Raw genomic sequence first — 24,984 nt, 5'->3', positions numbered from 1 at the left:
AAATTGTTCGTACACACTAAAATTCATCATGTATACTGTTACACAATGGTGTGAAAAGGAGGATTATTATGGAATTACAGCTTGAACGAAAGCTCGTGTTGATTACAGGATCAACCTCAGGCATCGGAAAAGCTGCGGCAAAAAGCTTTTTAGCCGAAGGCGCCGAGGTGATTATAAACGGAAGAAAAAAAGAAACTGTGGAACAGACGGTTGAGGAGCTTTCCGCTTACGGAACGGTTCACGGCATCGCTGCGGATTTATCGCGTCAGGATGAGGCGGATGACTTGATAAAGCGCGCCGGCGGAATCGGGGAAGTCGATATTCTCGTCAATAATCTCGGTTTTTTTGAAGTAAAAGACTTCGCTGAGGTGTCTGATGACGAATGGACTCGGTATTTTGAAGTGAATGTTATGAGCGCCGTGCGCCTGTGCCGGCGTTTTCTGCCGCAAATGCTCGAGAGAAACAGCGGACGGATTCTGAACATCTCCAGTGAAGCCGGTGTCAAACCGCTTGCGCAAATGATTCCGTATTCAATGACGAAAACGGCGTTAATCAGCTTGTCCCGGGGAATGGCGGAAATGACGAAAGGCACAAATGTCACGGTCAACTCCGTGCTGCCGGGACCGACATGGACCGAAGGCGTCGCTTCTTACATGGAAGGAGCCGCAAAGGCTGCCGGAGAAGACACAGACAGCTTCGTCCGGGATTATTTTAAAGTGAATGAACCGACATCATTGATTCAGCGCTATGCAACCCCGGAAGAAGTCGCCAATACGATTGTATTTCTCGCTTCATCAGCGGCTTCTGCCATTAATGGCACCGCACAGCGGGTTGAAGGCGGCATCATCCGCTCCATTTAACACAAAAAAGCCCGGCACAATGGGGACTTCCCCATATGCCAGGGCTTTTTTTTACATCATGCCTGCAAACGGAACCGGCTCCCAGCCGCCCGTCTCAAGCTCTGCTGAAAACAGGCCGCCCGCATGCGGCTGCTCAAGTCTTTCGGCTTCCGTCAATTTTTCCGTCGCGGTCGTAATGTATAACGTGTTCAAGTCTCTGCCTCCGAACGCGCAGCAGGTGACGTATTTCGCCGGAACTTCGATAGATGCAATTTCCTTATGCAAAAACGGGTCAATCCGGACGGCACGGCCGCCTCCGAACAGAGCCACCCACAGCATTCCGTCACGGTCAATGGTCATTCCGTCGGGAGATCCTTGCGACTCCGGAAAGCGGTAGACCGTTTTCGGATCTGATACGGCTCCGGTTTCAGGATCGTATGCATAACAGACGATTTCCTGCGTCGGAGTGTCGATATAGTACATCAAGTTTCGGTCCCGATCCCAATCCAAACCGTTCGAGGTGGAGACCTGGTCTTTTATTTTGGCAAGGCTGCCGTCCGTATTCAGACGGTACAGCGAAGCCTCCTCTTCTTTGCCTTCCATGCTCGTCGTTCCCGCCCATAATCTGCCGGACGGGTCGCATTTTGCGTCATTGAAACGGATATCTTCCCGCATATCTTTCGGCTGCTTCATCTTCGTCAATGTGTCTTCCCGAAGATTGTACAGGTAAAAACCGTCTTTCATCGTCATCACCAGCTCTTCCTTTGAATACAAGGCCAGAGCCGTGACAAATGATTTGAATTTAACGGAACGGTTGATTCCGTCAGCCGGAGTGAAGATATGCAGCTGGCTGCCCAGTATATCCACCCAGTACAGGCATTGCTTGTCCTTGTCCCATAAAGGGCCTTCTCCGATAACTGCTCTCGTATCTGCTCGTAATGCTGCTTCCATGTGTGAACACCTCTTTTGCTTGTCAGTCTTCTATTGTTATTCCCGACAAAGCGGCGTCCAAACTCAATCTTTTTTAAAAAGAATCGTAATCACCGTTCCGGCGCTGATTCTGCTGTTGACATGGATGGTTCCGTTATGAAGGTGAACCAGCTCCTTGGCAATGGCGAGCCCGAGTCCCGTTCCTTCTGACGGTCCCTTCGTATTCGTTCCCCGGTAATAACGGTTAAACAGCTGGTGAATCGTTTCGTCGTCCATTCCTCTTCCGTTATCTTTCACCTTCAGAATGAGCTGTTCGGCTGATTCCTCAAGCACGACCCGAATGGCGGTCCCTTTCTTATTATGCTTAACCGCGTTTGCCAGCAGATTCTCCAGAATACGGCGGAACCACGCTTCATCAATGGCGAAAAGAATGTCTTCCTTTTTGGTTTCAAAGGCGATGTCATAGCCTTCCGAGAACGTGTTTTTCGTGAAATCGTTCGTGACGTTTCTGATAAACGGCACGACGTTGATCAGCCGCCGTTCGATCGGGAGGGCCGCGTTTTTGAGACGGTATGTTAAGTTTAAGTCCTCAATCAGCTTGGACATATATTCTGATTTTTCCCGGACGATCTGCCCCATTTCTTTGACTTCTTCCGGGGTCCAGTCGTATTGCTTCGATTCAAGCATCATGCTGTAGCCGTAAATCGTGCTCAGCGGGGTTTTTAAGTCATGGCTCAGCCCGGCGATCCATTCTTCCCTTGTCGCCTGGATTTTTTCTCTGTTTTTCTTATCCCGCTTCAGCGTGTCGGTCAGCTGATCCATCGATTCGAAAATCTCGGCGAAAAAGCGGAACGGCTGCTTTGTTTTGCCTTTTTTGTTTTTGCTGACCGGCTGTCCTTTGCGGTTCTTCGGCTCTTCAAGCCGGCCCTTTGATAAATTGACGAGCCATTTGATGGTATGAAACAGCGGCCAGCCGAAACGGAAAGAGTACCAGATGGTCAAGATGCAGATCATAAATACTAAGATTCCGATCAAGAGGAAGAGGGTTTTCATCACATTTCTCAAAAATGATTTGTTAAACTCGTGATCGGGGATGTACACGGGGTTCGGCACCGACGCGACCATCCATTTCGTTTTATCGAGTCTTTTAAAAGAAATTTCCCGTTTGTAATTCCACGGCTTGGAACTGTATTTCAGCAATTCAAGCTCATTGACGGTGTTCCGTTCTTTTTTCGTGCTGTTGATATCCCCGAGCAGTCTGCCGCTGTCTTCGAGAAGGTAGACCGCCCCTTTTTCCCGTTTAATATAATCAACCGTGCTCTTTTTATATTGAGAAAGGGAAGCGAGGGATGGCTCCTGTGATTCGATGTAAGTGAGAAGCTGCTCACTGGCGGATTTCCAGCCGAACAGAATCAAATAGGTCTCATCATTTATCGTGACCGTCCAGTAATTCAGCTTGTAGTTGTCAAAATTCCGGTACTGGTAAATGGATAAGAGATCTTTTCTGCTGTAATGGCTCGGGACGTCTTTCGGCACTCTGTACGCGTAGTCCGTTTTTTCATTATCATTAATGATCTGCAGCCAGCCCTTCTGCTTTCGGACCGACATCTTTAAAAACTCATCGACATCCCATGTGCCGTCTTCGTTTTTATCAAGCCACGCTTCAAACGAGTCTGCGGTCGCTTTGGTCAGTCCCGCATTGGCTTCCGCTTCGCTGAAACGCCAATCCAAATAGAAGAAAGAAGCGACGGCCAAAACGGACATCAGCAGGATGACAAGCAGCAGCTGTCCGAAAAAGTGGAGCAGAAATTTTCCGCGCATTCTCATGAGCGGGTTCCTTTTTCTCCTTGATCGGGAATAAACCGATAACCGAGGCCGCGCACCGTTACAATATAAGACGGATTGCTGGGGTCTTTTTCAATTTTTTCTCTGAGCTTGCGGATATGCACCATGACGGTGTTGTTGTCGCCGTAAGACGGATATCCCCATACTTTTTCATAGATCTGATCTTTTGAGAGCACCACATCAGGGTGTTCACAGAAATATTGAAGCAATTGCAGAAGCTGTGCGGAGCAGCTGACGGGCTCGCCCCCGACGATCAGCTCGGCGTTTTGCGGTGAATAGGAAAAATGGCTGTATGAATACGTCTTTACCGCCGTTTTCTCTTCGCGCTTATAGGTTCTCTTTAACGTCGCTCTGATCCGCGCCGCCAATTCGAGCGGATTAAACGGCTTTGTTATATAATCGTCAGCTCCCAATGCAAATCCTGACAGCTTATCCGCATCAGAAGAACGGGCGGTCAGAAAAAAGATCGGAGCGTCGGTATAGTTCCGGATTTCGGTGCATGCTTCAAAACCGGACATGCCTTCCATCATCACATCCAGCACGAGCAGATCCGCGGTTTCATGTTTAACAAACTCGATCGCTTCCTCAGCGCTTCCGGCTGTCTTAATGTTGTGATAGCCTTCTTTGACGAGAACGCGTTTGACCATATCAACGATCGCCTTCTCATCGTCTACAATTAAAATTGACGCATTTTCCACCTTGGACGTTCCTTTCTCTTTGTTTTTTTCATCATATCATTATATGGATAAGATTTGGTACTTTTTTAGTGCGGAGGTCTTGCGGGGAAACAGAAAAGAAAAACGAGACCGGACATCTCTTCTCGTTTTTCTCATGTTGTCAGAGCGGAATATCCATCATTCCGCCGCTTTTGTCAGGAGCTTTCATTTATAAGATGAAGAATAAATTCCCAAAAACCCGGCACTTCCTGGCATAACAGCATGTCCGCTTTTTCAACTATTTTAATCTTCAATTCTTGTTCAAGATCTTCTCTTTCCTGGTATGATGTATTGCTCAGTTTTTTTTTTATCATTGGCGAAAAACGCGAAATCAAAAGTTCCATTTCGTCGGTATCTGTGTTCTCTTTGTTGAAGTCAAATGGCCCGTTCACTGCTTATTTTCCCCCTTTTTTTGCTTGTCCAGCTGCTTTCTGAGATTGTCGAGCCCTTTTTTATGAATATTGGAAATGTTCTGCCGTGATTCACCCAGCGACTCGGCAATCTCCTTCATCGTCGCTCCGTGAAGATAAATATTCGTCAGCACGCTTTTTTGTTTATCGGTTAACGTCTGAAGCGCTTCGTATAAATCACGGTTTTGGACATGCTGGCTCAAATCCCCCTGCTTCCGCAGAAACTCTTCATACGCGTCTTTTCCCATTTCATAGGGAAGCGCTTCACCTCCCTCCGGCTGATCCACCGTCAGCGGATAGCGCTTCTGATTTTTACGGATGCGCTTGTCAAAATCGATGGAGAAAATCCGGATCATAGAGTTCATATATTTGATGATCCGGATTTCCTTATAAAACTGTTTAAAATGGTCGTCCAGTGATTTTGCATCCTTCTCGTCTGAATGTTCCAGCACATTTTTAAATTTCTCGTAATGCTTTGGGTCACTTAAAAAATGTTTAACGATCGGATGTTTCATAATTTCCTTGCATTTTGACCGTAAAAGAACTTGATAGTCCATAAAACCGCCCCCTATTTAAATTAAATGAAAGAAAGCAAAAAAAAGTAAACTACTCCTTTCCGACTAAGATTCCGCACTCCTTATGTCCCGGATTTGCCGGAACAAAAAAAAGACCCTCAACTGCGATATCAGGTTTACAGGAGCCGCTCTTTCTTTCACTTATATACATGACTGCAGGTCAAGTCAGGAGGTGGCTGATAATGGATCAGGTTTTTATAGAAGAAGCGGTCAGACAGATCGGCAATCTCGGCTTTCCGGCTCTGATTGCCATGTATCTTCTCACACGGTTTGAGAAGAAGTTTGACGCCCTGATCGAACTGATGACGGAACTGAAAGATCAGAAAATGAAAAATTAATTTTCACACGAAGTTGACTTTTCATCGGAACGCATCACTTAACAAAGCAGAAGGGAAAACGAAAGGCCTTTCACATTCACTTTCTGAAAAAACAAAGCTTGAGAGGAGACGATTTACATGTCAAAAGAAAATAACTGCAATATCCCGCAGCCGATCAGAGGAGACAAAGGGGCGACCGTCACGATTCCGCGCAACCTTGAAAGAGACCGCCAAAATCCGGATATGCTGACGCCGCCGGAAACGGATCACGGCACAGTGGATAATATGAAATTCTCTTTCTCAGATGTGCACAACCGGCTGGAAAAGGGCGGATACGCGCGTGAGGTGACCGTTCGCGAGCTGCCGATTTCTGAGAATCTGGCATCTGTCAACATGCGTTTAAAACCGGGCGCCATCCGTGAGCTGCACTGGCATAAAGAAGCGGAATGGGCATATATGCTGACGGGCAAAGCGCGGGTCACGATTGTTGATGAACAGGGACGCAGTTTTATCGATGACGTGAAGGAAGGAGATCTGTGGTACTTCCCGTCAGGCCTGCCGCACTCCATTCAGGCGCTGAAAGAAGGCTGTGAATTCCTCTTGGTTTTTGATGACGGTTCTTTCTCAGAAAACAGCACATTCCAAGTGACTGACTGGCTTGCCCACACACCGCTTGATGTCATTGCCAACAACTTCGGGGTTTCAGAAAAAGACCTCGCCGGCCTGCCCGGGAAAGAAAAATATATCTTTGAAGAGCCGGTTCCCGGGAAGCTGAAAGATGACATTGTGGAAGGCCCGAACGGTGAAGTGCCTTATCCGTTCACTTACCGCCTGCTGGATGAAGGCCCGACTGCTGAGACGGATGGCGGCAAAGTATATATCGCGGATTCCACAAACTTCAAAGTGTCCAAAACGATCGCTTCAGCGCTTGTCGTGGTCGAACCGGGCGCAATGAGAGAGCTGCACTGGCATCCGAACACGCATGAATGGCAGTATTATATTTCCGGTAAAGGGCGGATGACGGTTTTTGCATCAGACGGCCATGCAAGAACATTTAACTATCAGGCCGGGGATGTCGGTTACGTTCCGTTCGCAATGGGCCACTATGTGGAGAATTTGGGAGATGAGCCGCTCGTCTTCCTGGAAATCTTCAAGGATGACCACTATGCCGATGTGTCCCTGAACCAATGGCTTGCCATGCTTCCTGAGAAATTCGTCCAGCAGCATCTGGATCTGGGCAAAGACTTTACGGATATTCTTTCGAAAGAGAAACACCCTGTCGTCAAAAAGAAATGCTGAAGATACACACCGGCTTGCAGAGTTCCGTCTCTGCAAGTCTCCTCTGTGTGAAAAGGAGCTGAACAGATGATCAATCAAAACGGGACGAAAATGTTTTTTCTTCATGTGCTCCGGTATGCCCTGGCAGCCGCTGCCGTATTATTCGGGTATTTTATCGTGATGATGGCCGTATTTTCATTAGCCGGGACGAGCTACGGATCGATAGCGTACGTCCTGCTTTTTTCCGTGCTTTTTATTCTTCTCGGTTTATGTTTTGAACCGCTTGAGCGGCTGATGATACATAGCTTTACCTTTTTTGGGACGGGCAGGCTGCCTTTTCTCCTTTTAGCCAGCACCGTTCAGCTGCTGTTCCTCTGGATGACCGCGTATACGACGGATAAACTGATTGAAAAGATTTGGCTGTCAACGACGGAGGAGCTGATTGTGGCGGGGGTTTTTTTCGTTTTGGATAAATGCGTCTCCGGACAAAAGCAGCCCCGGGCGCAATAAAAAAACGCAGGCCGGAATGGCTCTGCGTTTTTTTTCATCATACCGTTGCGTTTTCATGCCGGATTAAATCGTAGGTTAAGCAGACCGGTTTGTTCGTGCGCGGATCTTTTACAATCTGTGCGTCAATTTGGAAAACGTCTTCCAATATGCCGGGAGTCATGACTTCCTCCGCCGTTCCTTCCTTGATGACGCGCCCTTTTTTCAGGGCGATCATGTAATGGGAAAAACGGGCGGCATGGTTCAGATCATGAATGACCATTAAAATGGTACGGCCCTGCTCCTTGTTTAATTTGTCCAGCAGCTGCAAAATTTCAAGCTGATGGGCGAGATCTAAATAAGTGGTCGGCTCATCAAGAAGCAGCAGCTCCGTTTCTTGAGCGAGCGCCATGGCGATCCACACACGCTGCCGCTGCCCCCCGGAAAGCGCTTCGATCGGCCGGTCGTAAAATTCGGCCATCCCCGTCTCTTCCAGCGCCCATTTGATCATGTCACGGTCTTTATCACTCAAACGGCCCATTCCGGACTGATGCGGAAACCTGCCGTAAGAAACAAGTTCGTACACCGTCAGCCCGCTCGGCGCTTCAGGCGTCTGCGGAAGAATTGCCATTTCCTTGGCGATGTCCTTCGTGGATTTTTGCATGATCGCCTGTCCGTTTAAATAGACGGCGCCGGATTTCGGTTTCATGATTCTTGACATCGTTTTGAGAACCGTCGATTTTCCGCAGCCGTTCGGACCGATCAGCGTTGTAATTTTTCCTTTCGGGATGGCGATATCCAATTCTTTCGCTATCAAACGGTCGCCATAACCGACAGTAAGCTGTTCCGCCGATAATGAGTTCATCGCGGCAGTCTCCTTCCTCTATTTCGTTTTCATCAGCAAATATACAAAATACGGCGCTCCGAGCACGGAAATCACCAGGCCGACGGGAACTTCGGACGGTGCAAGCACATTTCTCGCCAGCGTATCGGCAAGCAGAAATAAAAATGCGCCGATTAAAGCCGAAACCGGGATAAGCGTCTGGTGGCGCGGTCCGGTAAGCCTTCTGGCCAAATGCGGCGCAATGAGTCCGAGAAAAGCGATTCCGCCGGCTGCCGCAACACATGACGCGGTCAGGGCAACGGCGCACATCAGCAGAACGCGCCGCTCCTTTTCAACCCGGGTGCCAAGCCCCGCCGCCAGCTGATCACCGAGCTGGAGCACATTTAAATACCTGGCTTTATAGAGGCTGAACGGTAAAAGAACCAGCAGCCACGGCAAAATGGACAGCACCATTTTCCAATTGGCGTTCCAAATCGAACCGGAAATCCATACAAGCGCCTGCATGAAATCCCGCGGGTCCATTTTCAGCTGAAAAATCAAGAGCAGCGCATTAAACCCCGCATTGACGCCGATCCCGACCAAAACGAGCCGGACAGGTGAAACGCCTTTTTTCCAAGCCAGAACATAGATGAGCAGCGCAGCCAGAAAAGCCCCCGCCAAAGCGCTCACCGGAAGCAGCCATGTACCGGCCATGCTTAAATCAGCAGCTGATCCTTGGAAAAAGAAGATAAACAAAACGACCGCCAAAGACGCCCCGGCGTTAATACCGAGAATGCCCGGCTCCGCCAAGTCATTTTGAGACACGCTTTGAAAAATCGCGCCTGAAACTGCGATTCCGGCGCCGACCAGCAATGACAGCACCATGCGCGGCAGTCTGAATTCAAATAAAACGAGCTGATCCCGGGCATCCCCCTGTCCGAAAAAGACACGTAGCGTATCAAGAGGCGCAATCCGGATCACGCCCATGTTTAAGCTGATAAAAAAGACGATGCATATGAGCAAAAACGTAACGGCCATGACCGCCAGCGGTTTTTTCGATTTTACATTCATTACAGCCCTCTCCTTTCCCTGCGCGCCAAATAAAAGAAAAAGGGAACGCCGATAAGGGCGGTTAAAGCGCCGACCGGTGTTTCAAACGGCGCATTGACGAGTCTTGCGGCAATATCACTGAAGACTAACAGAACGGCGCCGAATACCGCCGAACAGGGAATGATCCACCTGTAATCTACCCCGACTAAAAATCGGGTGATATGCGGAATCACCAAGCCGATAAAAGAAATGGCTCCGGCGACTGAGACTGAAGCCCCCGTCAAGAGGACAACGACAAACATTCCGATTACTTTCACAAGCGATGTGTACTGCCCGAGCCCTTTGGCCAGCTCCTCACCCAAGCTCAGCACCGTCACTGAGCGCGCAATCAGAAATGCCAGCAAAAGTCCGATAACCCCGACCGCCAACAGCAGCTGCACGCCTTCCCATTTCACGGAAGCAACTCCTCCGGCATACCAGAACTTCACATCCTGGGCGACATCAAAACGGATCGCAATCGCGCTTGAAAGCCCCGTTAAGAAATAGCCGACTGCCGTACCGGCCAGCGCGAGCTTCACCGGTGTCAGACCGCCTTTTGAAAACAGGCCGATGCCAAACACAATAAGCGCTCCGATTCCCGCTCCCGCAAAGGACCACAAAACAAGCCCAGCGGCAGAGAGCCCCGGAAAAAAAGCAAACGCCAATGCGATCGCAAATCCTGACCCCGACGTCACGCCCATAATGGAAGGCTCAGCAAGCGGGTTCCGCGTCAGCCCCTGCATAATCGCCCCGGACACAGCTAAAAAAGCCCCGACGAGCGCGGCGGCGGCGGTTCTCGGCAGCCTCAGATCGCGTATGATTTGATGAGATGTATTTTGCGGCTGAAAGTGAAAGAGAGCATCCCACACCGTCCGCAGATGAATATCGGCAGCTCCGATGGAAACAGACAGAGCCGCGCCGATCAATAAAACCGCAATCCCGGCACACAGCAGCACAGCCGCTCTGAATGAACGCGCCGTCCACTGGATTTCACTCCCTGATGCCCCTAGAGCCGTCATTGTCTGTTTCTTTTTCAATAGACCCAACACTCGTTCTTCCTTTCTCAAAACAAGAATGGTAATGATAATGATTATCAATGACTTGTTTCAGTATAGCACTTTTATCTTCTCTTTTAATAGACCTAATTTCATATAAAAAAAGAAAGTTTTTCTTAAAAAAGAGCGTGCTTCTCTATGAAAGCAGTGATATAATCACACTGATAATGATTCTCTTTATCACTAATTTTCATGAAAGAAGGAATGTCAGATGTTCCATACATACAAGAAAATCGGCGCAGCGCTGATTGCCATGCTGCTCATCGCCGCTTTGGCCGCATGCGGCAATTCTTCAGACACGAAAGGTTCTTCTGAAAAAGAAGAAACCATCACGTATAAAGCCGAAAACGGCAATATTAAAATTCCGAAGCACCCGAAACGGGTCGTCGTCATGGCTGACGGCTACTACGGCGACTTTAAACAGCTCGGCATCAATGTTGTCGGCGCGCCGCAAAACGTATTTAAAAACCCTTATTACAAAGGGAAAACAAAAGGTGTGACAAACATCGGCGACGGCACGTCCGTTGAAAAAATCATTGACTTAAAGCCGGATTTAATCGTTGTCTGGACGACACAAGGCGCCGATATTGAAAAACTGGAAAAAATCGCGCCGACCATCGCCATTAAATATGACAAGCTCAGCAACATTGATCAATTCAAAGAGTTTGCGAAAATGACAGGCACTGAAGATAAAGCAGACAAATGGCTGGCTGAATGGGATAAGAAAACCGCTGCCGCTAAAACAAAGGTTCAAAAAGCGGTCGGCTCAAAAACCATCTCCATCATGCAGACAAACGGAAAAGACATCTATGTATTCGGTAAAGACTTCGGCCGCGGCGGAAGCATCATTTATGACAAACTCGGGCTGAAGGCCACAAAACTGACGCAGGAAAAAGCCATTAATCAAGGGCCGGGCTACGCCAGCATTTCACTCGAGAAACTGCCTGACTTCGCGGGAGACTACATCTTTATGGGGCCATGGCAGGCCGGCGGTGACGACAAAGGCGTGCTTGACAGCTCAATCTGGAAGAACCTCGATGCCGTCAAACAAAACCATGTCTACCGCATTGATCCGATCGGCTTCTATTTCTCAGACCCGATCTCACTTGAAGGCCAGCTCGACTACATCACAAAAAGCTTAACGAAGTAACCCCGAAGCCGCTGTCACAGCGGCTTTTTATTACGCTTTACACTTGACCGTTTTTTCAGCGGACGCACTGACCATTTAACCGCATTCGAGACCATTCATTATATACACGCCGTCAAAACGTAACCCGCTGCCGCAAATAAAAAAGACATCTCACAGACGTGAGATGTCTTTTTGTCATACCGATTGTCTGTTGTTTGCAAATTTCTTTGAGACGAAAGGATATAACAGCAAACCGACGAAAAACAGCCCGATACCGAGAATAAAGGTCGTTAAATCGGCCGTTCCGGTAATAATGACATAAAAAGAATAAATGCAGGCAAGGATGGCGATGATACCGTCTCTTACTCTTGAACCCTTTATCTCGTCATACGTTTCACCCGTAAAAATGAGCTTCAGGCTGTAAAACGCTGACACGAGATACGGAATCAGATAAGCGAGCGTCGCCGCCGTCGTTAAAAACGTAAACGCGTCACTGATCGTCCGGGAAATAACTGAAAAGATAAAGATCTGTGACATCACGTTCGTTACGATTAACGACACAACCGGGCTGCCCTGTTTATTCGTTTTTGCAAAAGCAGCGGGAAAGTCTCCTGATTTCGCCGCTTGATACGGAACTTCAGAGCCGAGAAGAATCCAGCCGAGCATCGTTCCGAACAGACACAAAATCGCCAGAATCGCCATGATGACGCTTCCCGCATTGCCGACGATCGCGTACAATACGTCAACAAACGGTTTTTCCGAGCCGACAAGCTTACCATGCGGAAGCACGCCCATCGTAATCAATGTCACGATGATATAGATGCTGAGCGCGATCAATAATCCGGTAATGGTGGCGCGTTTCACGTCGCGCTGCGAACGGGCGCGCCCGGATAAGATGACTGCCGATTCAATTCCGACGAACGCCCATAATGTTGAAATCGCCGCATTGTGGATCTGTCCGCCGATTCCCTCAACTGTGTGAGGACCTGTTTGAACCGGAAAATAAAAATGATCGAAAAACGACGTTTGAAACACAAATAAACCTGCAATGATAAAGAAGATAAATCCTAATACTTTTGAAAACGTCGTGACAAAATTTAATTTACTCGCACCGTTAATGCTGGTGACGAGAATCGTGTGTGTGCCCCATAATAAAACCGTACATACGGCAAACGTCAGCAGCTGGCCGAGCGTAACCGCCTGACCGCCGATCGAAAACATTTCACGCTTATCCGTTAAAATCGGGAAAAATGATGTTAAATATCCGGCAAGGCTCGTGATGATCGCCACGTTGCTGATCCAGCTCGCCACCCAGTAGCCCCACACCATCGTGAAGCCCGCTGCATTCCCTTTTTTCCGATCGCTGAACAGCGCACGCGCATAGCTTTGCGGCCCCGCCGTCAGCTCAGGCTTGCGGATGGATAAGTGGCCGAAGACCAGCGCGATCATTAACACACCGGCTCCCGTTAAAAGCCATGCTGATGTAGCGCCGAACGGGCTCGCGATTTTTGCGAGCGTACTCGGAAGCGAAAAGATGCCCGAGCCTACCATATTTCCTACGACAAACGCCGTTAATAACCAAAAACCCCATTTTTTCGTCTGTTCCATTCCTGTACCTCCTGGTTGTTCATTCGTACGGACCAGACCCCGAGACCATATTTACACGCAAAAAAAGCCTGAACAAAAGTCCATGCTTAAAGAAACACACACCCTTGATCTCCGGATAGCCCTCCGCGAAAAAGCACGCGGCAGTCCTGCACTTATTCAGATACAGTCCCAGCATAAAGAAGGATCGGCTTTCTTTACACTTCGGCGCTGATGCCTTTAACACATGTTTTGCGGCCCCCTATCAGCCTGGCATGTGCGACTCATCATCAAGCGCAACCTCTACCTCACCGAGAAAGAGTGAGGATTTTTATCATTCAATTCTACTCAGAGGTTATCAGAGATAAAAAGATCTGTCAAAGGGAAAAATTAGATGGAAAACGGATAGAGCGTTCGCCCTACCCGTCTTATATGGTCAGCGGTTGTTTTTTTTCTTTTGAACAGCTTCTTGAAGCGGATCGTCTTTCAGAGCTGCACCGGCGTCTTCAAGCGCGCCTTGAATGACGTTTTTGTTTTTATCGCTGTTTTTTCCTTTTTCTTTGTTAAAGAAAGCCATCTGTATCACCTCTTTATCAAATATAGGTACACCTATAATGTGTCTTTTTCCGCGGCAGAATATGCGGAATCCGCGTCTCCTTCCTTTTGGCGGAACAGGTAAAGTTTGTTGATCAAACATGCATTCTCTTGATATATTTGTAATTCAGGGGATTTTGGCAAAAATAAAAAGGAGAAGCGAAAAATGACAGGAAAAACACACATCATGGGAGGCATCGCTTCTTGTTCCGCAATTGCGTATTATTACGGGTATGATCCGGTCCTTATGACCTCAGCGGGTGCCCTCGGGGCGCTGATTCCCGACATATGCCATACGAAAAGCAAAATCGGCAGGACGCTGCCCGTTCTGTCCAAAATCGTAAGCACGGTGTTCGGCCACAGAACGTTTACACACAGCCTGCTGTTTATGCTTATTATGTTTTTCATTACGGCAACCTATATTCCGAATCCGAGCATTTCCGCCGGACTGATGATCGGAATGGCGAGTCATCTTGTGCTTGACGCATGGACCGTCAACGGCATTAAACTGCTGTTTCCGTCCGCCATCCGCTTCCGTCTTCCCCTTTATATGAGAACGGGGAGCTTTTCGGAGCAGCTTGTGCTGGCCGGCTTAACGATTGTATCCTGCTATTATTTATACGAACTGGTTCACGGCCGCATCTCTTAAACAAAAAGCATCTTTCGCTTTTAGGGTGAGGAGTCATACATATGAAGAAAACCTTTTTCAGCAATCATCGGTTTTTATGCCTGTCCATCCTGTTCATGTGGATGAAAACCTATGCCGTTTATAAGCTCGGTTTTGATCTGCAGAACAATTCGGTTCTTGAGGAATGTCTGCTTCTCATTAATCCGCTGAGCTTCATTGTGCCGCTGTTCGGCATCGCCCTGCTGCTGACGGAAAAAAAACAGCGGATCTTTCTGCTTTCGGCAAATGTGATGCTGACGGGAATTTTAATCGCGAATACGGTGTTTTACGGGTTTTATATTGATTTTATCACCATACCGGTTTTGTTTCAGGCGAGCAATATGGGTGATATGGGAAGCAGCGTCCAAGAGCTGTTTCACCCGCTTTATATCGCTTTATTTTTGGATATTGCGGTTTTGTTTTATCTTGGTAAAAGGCATAAAGCTGGTAAAGGAAAAGCGGGCGCCCGTACCGTTAAAGCGTATGCGTGGGCATCAGCCGGCCTCATGCTGTGCAACCTTGCGCTGTCTGAGGCCGAGCAGCCGAAGCTGTTCAAGCACCCTTTTGATCGTGAAGCGCTCGTAAAAGGAATCGGCCTGTTCCACTTTCATTTGTATGACACCATTTCGCAGACGCTGAATGCAGGAGCTAAAGCGTTTGCCGACGAAGACAGCCTTGCTGCGGTCGCGAATTACACTCAAGCCGACTACAGCAGGCCGTCCGAATCAAAGTTCGGGCTCGCAAAGGGGCGCAATGTGATTTTTGTTACGCTCGAATCAACACAGCGTTTTGTAATGGATGAGCGGGTCAACGGGCGGGAGATTACCCCGTTTTTAAATAAACTGCGAAAAAAAAGTTATGACTTCACTCATTTTTATCAGCAGACTGAACAGGGAAAAACCTCAGATTCAGAATTCATTACTGCGAATTCGCTGTATCCGTCTTCAAGCGGCGCCGTTTTTTTCACAAAAAGCGGCCACCGGTTCAATACGATGTACCATATGTTAAAAGACCGTCAATACTATTCAGCCGTTCTGCATGCCAATCATAAGGCCTTTTGGAACCGGGATGAGATGTACGGGGCATTCGGAATCGACCGTTTTTTCGACGCGGATGAATTTAAGGTGACACAGGAAAATTCAACAGGCTGGGGCCTGAAGGATAAGGAGTTTCTCGAACAGTCAGCGGAAAAATTAAAGAAGCTTCCGCAGCCGTTTTACGCGAGCCTGCTGACTTTGACCAACCATTTTCCTTTTGAAATTGATAAACAGGATCAGCTCATTGAAGAACCGGACACAAGCAGCGAGTTATTAAACCGCTATGTGACGACGGTCCGCTATGAAGATGAGGCCCTGAAACACTTTTTCAAGAAGCTGAAAAAAGAAGGACTGTATGACAACGCGATGATCGTCCTGATGGGAGATCATTACGGTATATCCGAAGCCCATAATCAAGGACTTGCCGAATTCTTAGGGAAAGAGGAAATCACTCCGTTTGATACGGTTCAGCTTCAGCGCGTGCCGTTTATCATTCATATTCCCGGGGTGACCGACCGTGCGCCGGAAACGATTGCTTCGGCCGCGGGACAGGTTGATGTAAGACCGACGCTGCTTCACCTGCTCGGCATTGAAACGAAAGGCAGCATTCAGTTCGGCAATGATCTGTTTTCCGGAGAGCGGACCCCGTTTGCGGTGCTGAGAAACGGCAGCTTTATCACGGATGATCATATTTATACGAAAAATACGTGTTACAGCCGTAAAACGGGTGAACCGCTTTCTGACATGAGCGCGTGCAGCGATGAGAAAGAAAAAGCGGAACAAGAGCTGATGCTTTCCGATAAAATATTAAACGGCGACCTGCTGCGGTTTTATAAGCAATAAAAAAATCCCTCCGTTATATGGAGGGATTTTTCATGTTTCATATATGAGCCGTCCGGTCATTTTCGTATCATATCCGGATAATTGAGAAAGCTGAGACTTGAATTCCTCAGAATTAAGAATGTCCTCCACGCTTTGAACAAGCTCCCGGTTTTGTTTTAAGACGACCACATCGTACTGCTCACTGATCACCGGGATAAAGTCCGTGCCCGCCATATGCGCCGCATGCTGCGACCCGACTCCGATATCCGCCTTTCCGCTTGATACTTGTGAAGCCGCTGACAGATGATCCGTGACAATGTCATGATAGCCGGCGACATCAGACGGCGTAATGCCGAAAGATCTGAGCTGTTCATCCAGCAGCACCCTCGCGCCTGATCCTTTTTCGCGATTGACGATGCGGACATCCTTTCGGCTCAAATCCTGAAAGCCCTGAATGTTCAGCGGATTGCCCTTTTTCACATATAATCCGGCTTGCCGCAGCACGACATGAAAAAGCGCAAACGGCTCCCCTGAAAGAATGCGCTTCACATACGGGATGTTATACTGCCCCGTCTCCCCATCGTACAAATGCAGACTGACAATGTCACAAGCCCCGCGGTACATCTCGATCAGGCTGTTCAAACTGCCGCTGTACTTGCGGAGCGGAGCCGCCTGTATTGTTTGTTCCAGCTGTTTGCTGAGGAGGTCCATCGACACATCCTGCCCGCTGATGATAACGGACTGCCTTTTTTCCGGCTCCCGCCCGCGGGACGGGTCAGGCGCTTCTGCTGCGGATGGCTTTTTTGACATTCTCATGTTTGCTTTATATTGTTTTAAGTCCTCTTCATCGACCCTCATCTGTCTTCCGACCCTGTACGCCGGAATGAGTCCTTTTTTTATCAAGTCATATACTGTCAGTTTGGAGACCTTCAAAAGGCCCGCAACTTCTTCTATTGTATAGGAAGTGGCTTCTGTCATATTATCACGCTCCGTTTTTATTATAACTGTTCAGATATTGAAAAAAAACCGCACCACCACGTACAATTGCGTTATAATTAGTTTGATCTAATGATATTTAGCTATAAGGGGTGCACAATGTTGAAAAAGAAAGCGACACTACTCACAACTGCGGCTATGGCCGTTTTCCTGGCAACTGCGGGCTGCTCATCCGGACAATCGTCCAAGGGCGGACAAAACGAAAAAGTCACGCTGACCGTTTCTGCGGCAGCCAGCGCTCAGGATGCACTTGAAGAAATCCAGACCAACTACGAAAAATCACATTCAAACGTAACCATTCAAGACAACTTCGGATCATCAGGCACATTGCAAAAACAAATTTCACAAGGCGCGGGAGCTGATTTATTCTTCTCGGCAGCCGAAGATAAATTCGAAAAGCTCGTTCATGACGGAGATATCGACAAAAAGGACAGCACGGATCTTTTGAAAAATGATCTCGTCATGATCGTACCTGAGAAAAACAGCGCACACCTGACACATCTGAATGACCTGAAAAAAGACAGCGCGGAAAAAATCGCGCTCGGCACGCCTGAATCCGTTCCGGCCGGACAATACGCCAAACAGTCATTGACGGCATTATCCCTGTGGGACAAGGTAAAAGATAAAGTCGTCTATGCAAAAGACGTTCGCCAGGTGCTTTCTTATGTTGAAACCGGAAATGTCGATGCCGGGCTTGTCTATAAAACAGACGCGCTGATTTCGAAAAAGGTGAAAATCACCGATGAAGCGCCGGCGAAAACGCACGATCAGATCGTTTATCCGCTCGGCATCGTCAAGGATACAAAGCACCGTAAAGAAGCAGAAGCGTTTTATCAGTATCTGCAGTCAGATAAAGCGATGAAAGTGTTTAAGAAATATGGATTTACTGCCAAGTAACATTACGGCTTCGGAGTTTTTCACTCCCGTCGTACTGTCGTTTCAGGTGGCTTTGACATCAGGCATCGCCGTCATCATTCTCGGGACGCTTGCCGGCGCCTGGATGGCGAAAGCGCGATTTCCCGGAAAAACGGCTGTGGAGACCCTGTTTATGCTCCCGCTCGTTCTTCCGCCTACCGTTGTCGGCTTCATTCTCATTATTATTTTCGGGAAACACAGCTTTATCGGCCGGGCGATTGAGCGGATTTTTCACCAGCCCGTCATTTTCACGTGGTCGGCCGCGGTGATCGCTTCGGCCATTGTTGCCTTCCCGCTTATGTATCAGTCCGCTAAAACGGGCTTCGCCGCGGTTGATGCCGACATTGAGGGAGCGGCGAAAGTAGACGGAGCCGGCAGGTGGCAGGTGTTCACCCGTATTTCCGTCCCGCTTGCCTTTCCCTCCCTCTTGACCGGAAGCATTCTCAGTATTGCAAGGGCGCTAGGTGAATTCGGGGCGACTTTAATGTTTGCGGGAAATATTCCCGGCGTCACCCAAACGCTGCCGACAGCGATTTACGTCGCGATGGACTCCGGCAATGAAACACTCGCCTGGGTGTGGGTGATCTGTATTGTGATCATTTCTTTCCTGATGCTGTTTTTCATTCAATTGAAAAAACCCGCTTGACCGATCCGCCTTCCGCGCACCTTTCGCCGGAAGGCTTTTTGATTTAAAATCGGATGGTATATAATGAAACAAAAAACACACAAAGGGTGCGGCCATGAAGATTAATGTCATTATCGCGGATGATAATTCTTTCATCAGAGAAGGAATGAAAATCATTTTGCATACATATGAGGAATTTACTGTATCGGCAACGTTGGAAAACGGACTCGAGGCGGCAGAGTATTGTAAACACAATCCCGTCGATATCGCCTTGCTGGACGTCCGCATGCCGGTGATGAACGGTGTCGAAGCCGCAAAACGGATCGCGGAGGAAACGGATACGAAGCCGATGATCCTGACGACATTTGACGACGATGAGTATATTTTAGAAGCGATTAAAAACGGCGCGAAAGGATATTTATTAAAAAATACCGAACCGGAACGGATACGCGATGCGATCAAAAGCGTTTTCAACGGGCACAGCATTCTTCAGGACACCGTGCTGGATAAAATAAAAGACAGCCTTTTCCGGCCGGCGGAAGCAGCGCATCAGATTGATGAAAGCCAGTTTACTGAAAGAGAGCTCAGTATCATGTCGCTTATTGCGAAAGGACTGTCGAACAGGGAAATTTCAAAACAGCTTTTCATTTCTGAAGGGACGACGGCCAATTATATTTCATCTATTTTAGGGAAAACAGGGCTTGAGCACAGAACGCAGATCGCGATTTATTATATCACCGGGAAGGTGGATAACGGGCGTTGAACGGTATGGATTTTTGGATGCTGATGAGCAGACTGATCGCCATTTTTTATACGGCTTTTTTGTTCGTATCGGCAGACCGCCCTTACACGCCGTACGCCGTCTTGTTTCTGCTGCTTTATCTGTCTTTGGGCATTGCGGTCTGCATGATCAGGCCGCCCGCTTGGAGGCGCGGGATCATCCTCATGACGCTGGTATTGACCGCTTGGCTTTCCGCCTTAGGCCATCCGGCGTTTCTATTTCTTTTGCCGCCCGCCATTTTTGCCGTTCTTGCCGAATATCCGGTTCACCGCTATGTGTTCTGCCTGCTCGTGTTTTTGCCGTTTTTATTTATCTCGTACGGCGACCTTCCGACTTATATCGTCATGACCTTGTTCTGCTTGGCGATATTCGTTTTGGCCGCCCGGTCCAGCGACCGGCTGAAAAAATATGAAGAGCAGTCAGACAATATGCGCTCAAGCATTGAAAAACTGACGAAACAGCTGCACAGCAGCACAGAATATATCAAACAATCGGAGTATACCGGCAAACTCGAAGAAAGAAACAGGTTGTCCCAAGCCATCCATGACAAAATCGGCCATTCCATGACAGGCGCGCTCATTCAGATGGAAGCGGCGAAGCGGATGCTCGGCTCCCATCCGGACAAAGCGGCTGAACTGCTCCAAAACGCCATTACCATTTCCAAAGAAGGCATAGAGGATATCCGCATTACGCTTAAAAATATGAAACCGCCCGCTGAACAAATGGGCATTCACAGATTAAGAACGTTTATTGATAAATTTTCGGCCAAAAACGGGATGCCGGTTCCGTTTACGCATCAAGGCGATTTGGACAGACTGACGCAAATGCATTGGAGAGTCATTCAGGAAAACGTAACCGAAGCCTTGACCAATGCAATGAAATACGCCGATGCCACACAGATCTTCATTGATATCCATGTGCTGAACAAAGCCGTGAAAGCGGAAGTGAAAGATAACGGAAACGGCGCCGTCCGCTTTAAAAAAGGCCTCGGCATGCTCGGTATGGAAGAACGGGCGGCCGTTTTGCACGGAACCGTTATTTTTGACGGCACGGCCGGTTTTTCCGTCACGACATTGCTTCCGGTTGAATAAGTGAATGTTTTCATGTGAAAAATATGAAGATTCTCATGTCAAAGGAATGAACAGCTGCACTAACGGCCGTTCATTCTTTTTTTTATAATAAGAGCATCATAAGACATAGAGGTGGAAACATGAACATTTTGGAGCTCAAACAGCTGAGTAAGAAATTCGGTGATTATGCCGCCGTTGACCAGATGTCGCTTGCCGTAAAAGAAGGTGAGATTTTCGGGTTTCTCGGCGCAAACGGAGCCGGAAAAAGCACGACGATCAATATGATCTCAGGCCTTTTAAAACCTTCAGGCGGAGACATTCTGTTTCTCGGAAAAGATATTTTCAAATATAGCAAAGCAACAAAAATGAATATCGGCATCGTCCCTCAGGACCTCGCGATTTACGAAGAATTAAACGCCTATGAAAATGTGAAGTTCTTCGCCGGGCTGTACGGCCTGAGAGGGGCCGCTCTGAAAGAACGGGTCGAGGAAGCCCTGACATTCGTCGGCTTGAGCGATAAACACAAATATTTGCCGAAGCATTTTTCCGGCGGAATGAAACGCCGGCTCAATATCGCCTGCGCCCTTGCCCACCGGCCGAAACTGATCATCATGGATGAACCGACAGTCGGCATTGACCCGCAATCAAGAAATTATATTCTGCAATCAGTGAAAAAGCTGAATGAAATGGGCTGCACGATCATCTACACGAGCCACTACATGGAGGAAGTGGAAGAAATATGCACGCGCATCGCCATCATCGACCACGGAAAGGTCATCGCAGAAGGCACAAAAGAACAGCTGACCTCCATCATTACCGACACGAAGGACGTCGTGATTGAGCTGTCATCCGGAAACGGCATCAGCCTCGGCGACATTCAGGAGCTGCCCGGCGTCAGAGCCGCCACACTGGAAGAAAACAGCGTGAAAATCAGCTCTGACACAGGGGTCAACAATTTAAACCGCCTGATCCGGTACTTCATGGACAAAGGAATTGAAATCCGCTCCTTGCAGGAACAGGCCCCTGACTTAGAAACGGTATTTCTCACGCTGACAGGCAGAAGCCTGCGCGACTGACCTCACTGAAAGGAGGATTGCAAATGAATATTCTGCACATCGCCGGGAAAGAAATCAAAATCAGTTTCCGCGACAGACGGACTTTTATTTTCATGCTTGCTTTTCCGATCGTCTTCATGCTGATTTTCACTGCGGCATTATCAAACGCCTTTGATTCAGAGGTGACGGTCGGAAACATCAAGGTGGTATATACGGACCAGTCAAACGGCCCTCTTTCTCATGATTTTACTAAGTTTATGAAAGCCGCAAAAAAAGAGCATGTCTATTTTCAAAAAGCGGACACGGAGGCAAAAGGCAAAAACGAGGTTCGAGAAAATCAGGCGGATGCTTTCGTCACTGTAAAAAACACCGGTTTTCAAGTCTTTACAAATGACCGGAGCGGCATAAACGGCACGATCGTCCAAGGCATGCTGACCGCTTTTACCAATCAATACAAAGCAGGCGCCGCCGCTTACAAGGCGCATAAGGCGCCTTCCGCCGGACAAATCAAAAGCGATTATATGAAGCAGACGTCTTTACACAAAGCGAAAGAACCAAAAGCGAAAGATTTTTACGCGATATCCATGACGACGATGATCGGGCTGTACGCCTCGATTTTTGCAAGCAGCTTATTCCGCGGGGAAAGAATACGGCACACCGCAGATCGCCTGATCGCCGCCCCGCTCCGGAAAAGCGATATCTTTCTCGGAAAGATGCTCGGCATTTTGGCTGTGAATGTTCTGACGATTCTTGCCGTTGTCGCCTTCAGCAAATTTATCTTAAAAGCGAATTGGGGCAGCCACATGGGACTTGTGCTTTTGATTCTCGTTTCTGAAATTCTTTTGGCCGTCAGCTTCGGGCTCAGCCTGAGCTATTTGACCAGAAAACCCGAAAGCGCCAGATTAATCACCGTCATCATCGTTCAGGTGATGTCCATTATCGGCGGCGCCTATTACAAATATGAAGGCGGAGGAATTTCCGCTCTGTCGCCCTTATCCTGGATCAATAAGGCGATTAACAGCATCATTTACGCAAATGATGTATCAGCGGCATGGCCTGCACTCGGTTTAAATACAGCATTGGCGGCACTCTTTTTGCTGATCGCCGCATTTACGTTTCAAAGACGGGAGGGACTGTAATATGAAAAACTTCTGGTGGCTGTTTGCGCACACTCTCAAAGGGATTACAAAAAGCAAAAAACAGCTCATTCTTTATATCGGGGCTCCGCTGATCGGCGTCTTCCTCTCCTTCATGACCAATGCCAACGGCGGGGCCGAAACGCTCAATATCGGCATTCTCGATCAAGACGGCGGAGAAGTGGCGCAGGATACGGCCGCGTTTTTAAAAGGACTGGATCATGTGAAGATTTCGGAGGAAACGGCTGCGTCCGCCACATCAAAGATCGCTTCAGGAAAAATGGAGGCGCTCATTACGTTTGAAAAAGGCTTCTCCCAAAGCGTAAAAGACGGGAAACCGTCTCACATCGGCATGACCTCGCTGAAAGGCGCCCAGGTCACCGGATATGTCAGCTCTTATTTGTACAATTATATGAACAGCGCCGCCTCAATCGGCAAATCCTCCGGCGGAGACGCAAAGGCCTTTCAGGCGATGTACGCCGATTTCAAGCATTCTCCCATTCAAACGGAGTCCGCTGTTTTACAAGATACATCGAACCATAAAGAAATGACTTACTCAGTCATCGGGTATCTCATTATCATTATGCTCTATTCCGCCGGCAACCTGACGGAACTGATGATTAAAGAGCGGGAAAACAGAACGTACTACAGACTTCTGTCAACGCCGATCACATCAAAGCAGTATGTACTGGCAAACGCGGCGGTGAATATCATTATCATGGCCGTCCAAATTCTATTCGCCGTTCTCTTTATGGGCGCCGCTTTTCATATTCATCCGTCATTCCCACTGTGGCAGCTGTTCGTCCTGATGATGCTGTTTGCATTAAGCGCGATCGGGATCGCCTTTATTACCGTCGGTTTTTCCAACAGCAGCGCTTCAACATCGGCGCTTTTGAATTTGATCGTCGTGCCGACATGCTTGCTCGCCGGCTGCTTCTTTCCGAGCAATATTATGCCGAAAACGGTGCAGACAATCGCCGAATTTCTGCCTCAGCGCTGGGTGCTCGATACGGTCGATCAATTGCAGCACGGCCGCACGCTCCAAAGCCTGATGCTGAACATCATCATTTTGGGAGCCTTCGCCGCCGCCCTGTTATTAATAGCCGCATACAGGTTCAGCGTAAAACGTCAGACACAGACATTTATGTAAAGAAAAACAGCCCCGTAAAGGGCTGTTTTTTCTTAGAACAGAAGCTCATCCGGATTGGGGCCGACACGCTCGTCTTTGTTCAATGCGCTGATCTTTTCCATTTCTTCCTGTGAAAGTTCGAAATCAAAAATATCAGCATTTTCTATGATGCGGTGCTCTTTAATCGATTTCGGAATGGTAACGACTTCGTTCTGAAGATCCCAGCGCAAAATCACTTGAGCAACCGATTTGTTATGTTTTTCCGCAATTTGAGACAGCACTTCGTTATCGAGGAGCTGTCCCTGCATCAATGGAGACCATGCTTCCACTTGAATGCCCTGCGCTTTGCAGAAATCTCTTACTTCTTTTTGAGTCAGGCGCGGGTGGAATTCAATCTGGTTGACCATCGGCTTGATTTCAGCATCTTTCAGCAGCTCTTCTAAATGATGCACTTGGAAGTTGCTGACGCCGATGGCGCGGATTTTGCCGTCTTTGTACAGCTTTTCAAGAGCGCGCCATGTGTCTTTATATTTATCCTTGCCCGGCCAGTGAATCAGGTACAGGTCGAGGTAATCGAGGCCGAGGCGCTCAAGGCTTTTCTCAAACGCGTCAAGTGTCGTTTCGTATCCTTGATCTTCATTCCACACTTTTGACGTGATGAACAGCTCTTCTCTGGCAACGCCCGCAGCTCTGATGCCTTCGCCGACACCCTCTTCATTTTTATAAATAGCCGCCGTATCAATGCTGCGGTAGCCGTTTCTGATTGCCGCTTCGACGGAGTCCGCCGCTACGCTTCCGTTTTCCACCTTGAACACGCCAAGGCCGAACCACGGCATTTCAACGCCATTATGAAGCTTTACAGTATCTTTTAAGCTTTTTGCCACGTTGAACCATCCTTTCTAGTCATTATGTAAACGGTTATTATTATCTCACATTTCCGCTGTAAGAAACCAATTATACGCTCATCGTTATCACAAAAACCATCTTTAGTCCCCAAGCACCACTGACGTTATTATTTTCCTATTTTTCAAAAATTCAGGTTAAGTAGGTAACTGTCCGGGTAAATCACTACTGTAGCCAC

Annotated in this window: 26 protein-coding genes and 1 riboswitch; of the genes, 14 read left to right on the top strand and 12 right to left on the bottom strand. The window is 48.2% G+C overall.

The window, feature by feature from the left end:
* Positions 1-68 precede the first annotated feature (68 nt).
* Positions 69-860, top strand: coding sequence for an SDR family NAD(P)-dependent oxidoreductase (locus tag NQS30_RS02510; RefSeq protein WP_150941411.1), 792 nt, complete (start codon positions 69-71; stop codon positions 858-860).
* A gap of 51 nt (positions 861-911) precedes the next feature.
* On the opposite strand, the gene NQS30_RS02505 is transcribed toward NQS30_RS02510, so the two are convergent.
* The 5 genes from NQS30_RS02505 to NQS30_RS02485 form a co-directional block, all read right to left on the bottom strand.
* The gene (locus tag NQS30_RS02505; RefSeq protein WP_012118417.1) at positions 912-1,790 is read right to left on the bottom strand and encodes an SMP-30/gluconolactonase/LRE family protein; all 879 of its coding nucleotides are present in this window, start codon (positions 1,788-1,790) and stop codon (positions 912-914) included.
* A 63-nt stretch (positions 1,791-1,853) separates the two neighbouring features.
* Positions 1,854-3,596, bottom strand: a complete 1,743-nt coding sequence (locus NQS30_RS02500) for a HAMP domain-containing sensor histidine kinase (protein WP_015240563.1) — start codon at positions 3,594-3,596, stop codon at positions 1,854-1,856.
* Entirely contained in the window at positions 3,593-4,312 is a 720-nt protein-coding gene (locus NQS30_RS02495) for a response regulator transcription factor (protein ID WP_003151779.1), read from the bottom strand. The genes NQS30_RS02500 and NQS30_RS02495 overlap by 4 nt, the downstream gene beginning before the upstream one ends.
* Positions 4,313-4,485: 173 nt before the next feature.
* Positions 4,486-4,722, bottom strand: coding sequence for a sigma-O factor regulator RsoA (gene rsoA, locus NQS30_RS02490; protein ID WP_003151778.1), 237 nt, complete (start codon positions 4,720-4,722; stop codon positions 4,486-4,488).
* A complete protein-coding gene (locus NQS30_RS02485) occupies positions 4,719-5,255 on the bottom strand; it encodes a sigma-70 family RNA polymerase sigma factor (RefSeq protein ID WP_087920805.1) in 537 nt (178 codons plus the stop codon). The genes rsoA and NQS30_RS02485 overlap by 4 nt, the downstream gene beginning before the upstream one ends.
* A 242-nt stretch (positions 5,256-5,497) precedes the next feature.
* On the opposite strand from NQS30_RS02485, the gene NQS30_RS02480 reads away from it, so the two are divergent.
* The 3 genes from NQS30_RS02480 to NQS30_RS02470 all read left to right on the top strand — a co-directional run bounded on the left by NQS30_RS02480 (position 5,498) and on the right by NQS30_RS02470 (position 7,420).
* On the top strand, positions 5,498-5,653 hold the full coding sequence (locus NQS30_RS02480) for a YvrJ family protein (RefSeq protein ID WP_012118419.1): 156 nt from the start codon (positions 5,498-5,500) through the stop codon (positions 5,651-5,653).
* A gap of 117 nt (positions 5,654-5,770) precedes the next feature.
* A complete protein-coding gene (locus NQS30_RS02475) occupies positions 5,771-6,931 on the top strand; it encodes an oxalate decarboxylase family bicupin (protein WP_007410043.1) in 1,161 nt (386 codons plus the stop codon).
* A 66-nt stretch (positions 6,932-6,997) separates the two neighbouring features.
* Positions 6,998-7,420 (top strand): regulatory YrvL family protein, encoded by a 423-nt coding sequence (locus tag NQS30_RS02470; RefSeq protein WP_218791363.1) that lies wholly within the window; start codon positions 6,998-7,000, stop codon positions 7,418-7,420.
* A 37-nt stretch (positions 7,421-7,457) separates the two neighbouring features.
* On the opposite strand, the gene NQS30_RS02465 is transcribed toward NQS30_RS02470, so the two are convergent.
* Genes NQS30_RS02465 through NQS30_RS02455 form a run of 3 tightly spaced genes read right to left on the bottom strand, consistent with a single transcriptional unit; the run spans position 7,458 to position 10,327 of the window.
* Positions 7,458-8,261 carry an ABC transporter ATP-binding protein gene (locus NQS30_RS02465; RefSeq protein ID WP_007613715.1) on the bottom strand — a complete coding sequence of 268 codons (804 nt, stop codon included), beginning with the start codon at positions 8,259-8,261 and terminating at the stop codon, positions 7,458-7,460.
* Between the two features lie 18 nt (positions 8,262-8,279).
* Positions 8,280-9,290, bottom strand: a complete 1,011-nt coding sequence (locus NQS30_RS02460; RefSeq protein ID WP_007410040.1) for a FecCD family ABC transporter permease — start codon at positions 9,288-9,290, stop codon at positions 8,280-8,282.
* Positions 9,290-10,327 carry a FecCD family ABC transporter permease gene (locus NQS30_RS02455; RefSeq protein WP_031378357.1) on the bottom strand — a complete coding sequence of 346 codons (1,038 nt, stop codon included), beginning with the start codon at positions 10,325-10,327 and terminating at the stop codon, positions 9,290-9,292. Before NQS30_RS02455 ends, NQS30_RS02460 begins: the two co-directional genes overlap by 1 nt.
* 247 nt (positions 10,328-10,574) lie before the next feature.
* On the opposite strand from NQS30_RS02455, the gene NQS30_RS02450 reads away from it, so the two are divergent.
* Positions 10,575-11,513 carry an iron-hydroxamate ABC transporter substrate-binding protein gene (locus NQS30_RS02450; RefSeq protein ID WP_012118425.1) on the top strand — a complete coding sequence of 313 codons (939 nt, stop codon included), beginning with the start codon at positions 10,575-10,577 and terminating at the stop codon, positions 11,511-11,513.
* 174 nt (positions 11,514-11,687) lie between these two features.
* Here NQS30_RS02450 and NQS30_RS02445 read toward each other — a convergent pair whose 3' ends face one another.
* Both NQS30_RS02445 and sspJ read right to left on the bottom strand, forming a co-directional pair.
* Positions 11,688-13,100 carry an amino acid permease gene (locus tag NQS30_RS02445; protein WP_014418866.1) on the bottom strand — a complete coding sequence of 471 codons (1,413 nt, stop codon included), beginning with the start codon at positions 13,098-13,100 and terminating at the stop codon, positions 11,688-11,690.
* Positions 13,101-13,208: 108 nt separating this feature from the next.
* A riboswitch (Lysine riboswitch) is annotated at positions 13,209-13,390 on the bottom strand.
* Positions 13,391-13,512: 122 nt separating this feature from the next.
* On the bottom strand, positions 13,513-13,653 hold the full coding sequence (gene sspJ, locus NQS30_RS02440; protein ID WP_007410034.1) for a small acid-soluble spore protein SspJ: 141 nt from the start codon (positions 13,651-13,653) through the stop codon (positions 13,513-13,515).
* Positions 13,654-13,836: 183 nt separating this feature from the next.
* Between sspJ and NQS30_RS02435 the strand changes: the two genes are divergently transcribed.
* A complete protein-coding gene (locus tag NQS30_RS02435) occupies positions 13,837-14,319 on the top strand; it encodes a metal-dependent hydrolase (protein ID WP_003151759.1) in 483 nt (160 codons plus the stop codon).
* 41 nt (positions 14,320-14,360) lie between these two features.
* The gene (locus NQS30_RS02430; protein ID WP_206583730.1) at positions 14,361-16,217 is read left to right on the top strand and encodes an LTA synthase family protein; all 1,857 of its coding nucleotides are present in this window, start codon (positions 14,361-14,363) and stop codon (positions 16,215-16,217) included.
* A 30-nt stretch (positions 16,218-16,247) separates the two neighbouring features.
* Here the strand turns inward: NQS30_RS02430 and NQS30_RS02425 are convergent, their stop codons facing one another.
* Positions 16,248-17,174: a substrate-binding domain-containing protein gene (locus tag NQS30_RS02425; protein ID WP_218791364.1), complete on the bottom strand. Its 927-nt coding sequence runs from the start codon at positions 17,172-17,174 to the stop codon at positions 16,248-16,250.
* 117 nt (positions 17,175-17,291) lie between these two features.
* Between NQS30_RS02425 and modA the strand changes: the two genes are divergently transcribed.
* The 7 genes from modA (at position 17,292) to NQS30_RS02390 (ending at position 23,924) form a co-directional block, all read left to right on the top strand.
* Positions 17,292-18,089, top strand: coding sequence for a molybdate ABC transporter substrate-binding protein (gene modA / locus NQS30_RS02420; protein ID WP_007410030.1), 798 nt, complete (start codon positions 17,292-17,294; stop codon positions 18,087-18,089).
* On the top strand, positions 18,070-18,753 hold the full coding sequence (gene modB / locus NQS30_RS02415) for a molybdate ABC transporter permease subunit (RefSeq protein ID WP_020956333.1): 684 nt from the start codon (positions 18,070-18,072) through the stop codon (positions 18,751-18,753). The genes modA and modB overlap by 20 nt, the downstream gene beginning before the upstream one ends.
* 94 nt (positions 18,754-18,847) lie before the next feature.
* The gene (locus NQS30_RS02410) at positions 18,848-19,495 is read left to right on the top strand and encodes a response regulator transcription factor (RefSeq protein WP_007410028.1); all 648 of its coding nucleotides are present in this window, start codon (positions 18,848-18,850) and stop codon (positions 19,493-19,495) included.
* Positions 19,492-20,604, top strand: coding sequence for a sensor histidine kinase (locus NQS30_RS02405; protein ID WP_218791365.1), 1,113 nt, complete (start codon positions 19,492-19,494; stop codon positions 20,602-20,604). Before NQS30_RS02410 ends, NQS30_RS02405 begins: the two co-directional genes overlap by 4 nt.
* Before the next feature lie 119 nt (positions 20,605-20,723).
* A complete protein-coding gene (locus NQS30_RS02400) occupies positions 20,724-21,659 on the top strand; it encodes an ABC transporter ATP-binding protein (protein ID WP_020956334.1) in 936 nt (311 codons plus the stop codon).
* Positions 21,660-21,682: 23 nt separating this feature from the next.
* On the top strand, positions 21,683-22,777 hold the full coding sequence (locus tag NQS30_RS02395; RefSeq protein ID WP_218791366.1) for an ABC transporter permease: 1,095 nt from the start codon (positions 21,683-21,685) through the stop codon (positions 22,775-22,777).
* A 1-nt stretch (position 22,778) separates the two neighbouring features.
* Positions 22,779-23,924: an ABC transporter permease gene (locus NQS30_RS02390; protein ID WP_218791367.1), complete on the top strand. Its 1,146-nt coding sequence runs from the start codon at positions 22,779-22,781 to the stop codon at positions 23,922-23,924.
* A gap of 32 nt (positions 23,925-23,956) precedes the next feature.
* On the opposite strand, the gene NQS30_RS02385 is transcribed toward NQS30_RS02390, so the two are convergent.
* Complete coding sequence (locus NQS30_RS02385; protein ID WP_007410023.1) at positions 23,957-24,787, bottom strand: aldo/keto reductase; 831 nt, start codon at positions 24,785-24,787, stop codon at positions 23,957-23,959.
* Between the last annotated feature and the right edge of the window lie 197 nt (positions 24,788-24,984).

The sequence above is a fragment of the Bacillus sp. B1(2022) genome (assembly GCF_040259625.1).
GTDB classification, from domain to species: domain Bacteria; phylum Bacillota; class Bacilli; order Bacillales; family Bacillaceae; genus Bacillus; species Bacillus velezensis.
This window is presented reverse-complemented; position numbering and strand designations above follow the sequence as displayed.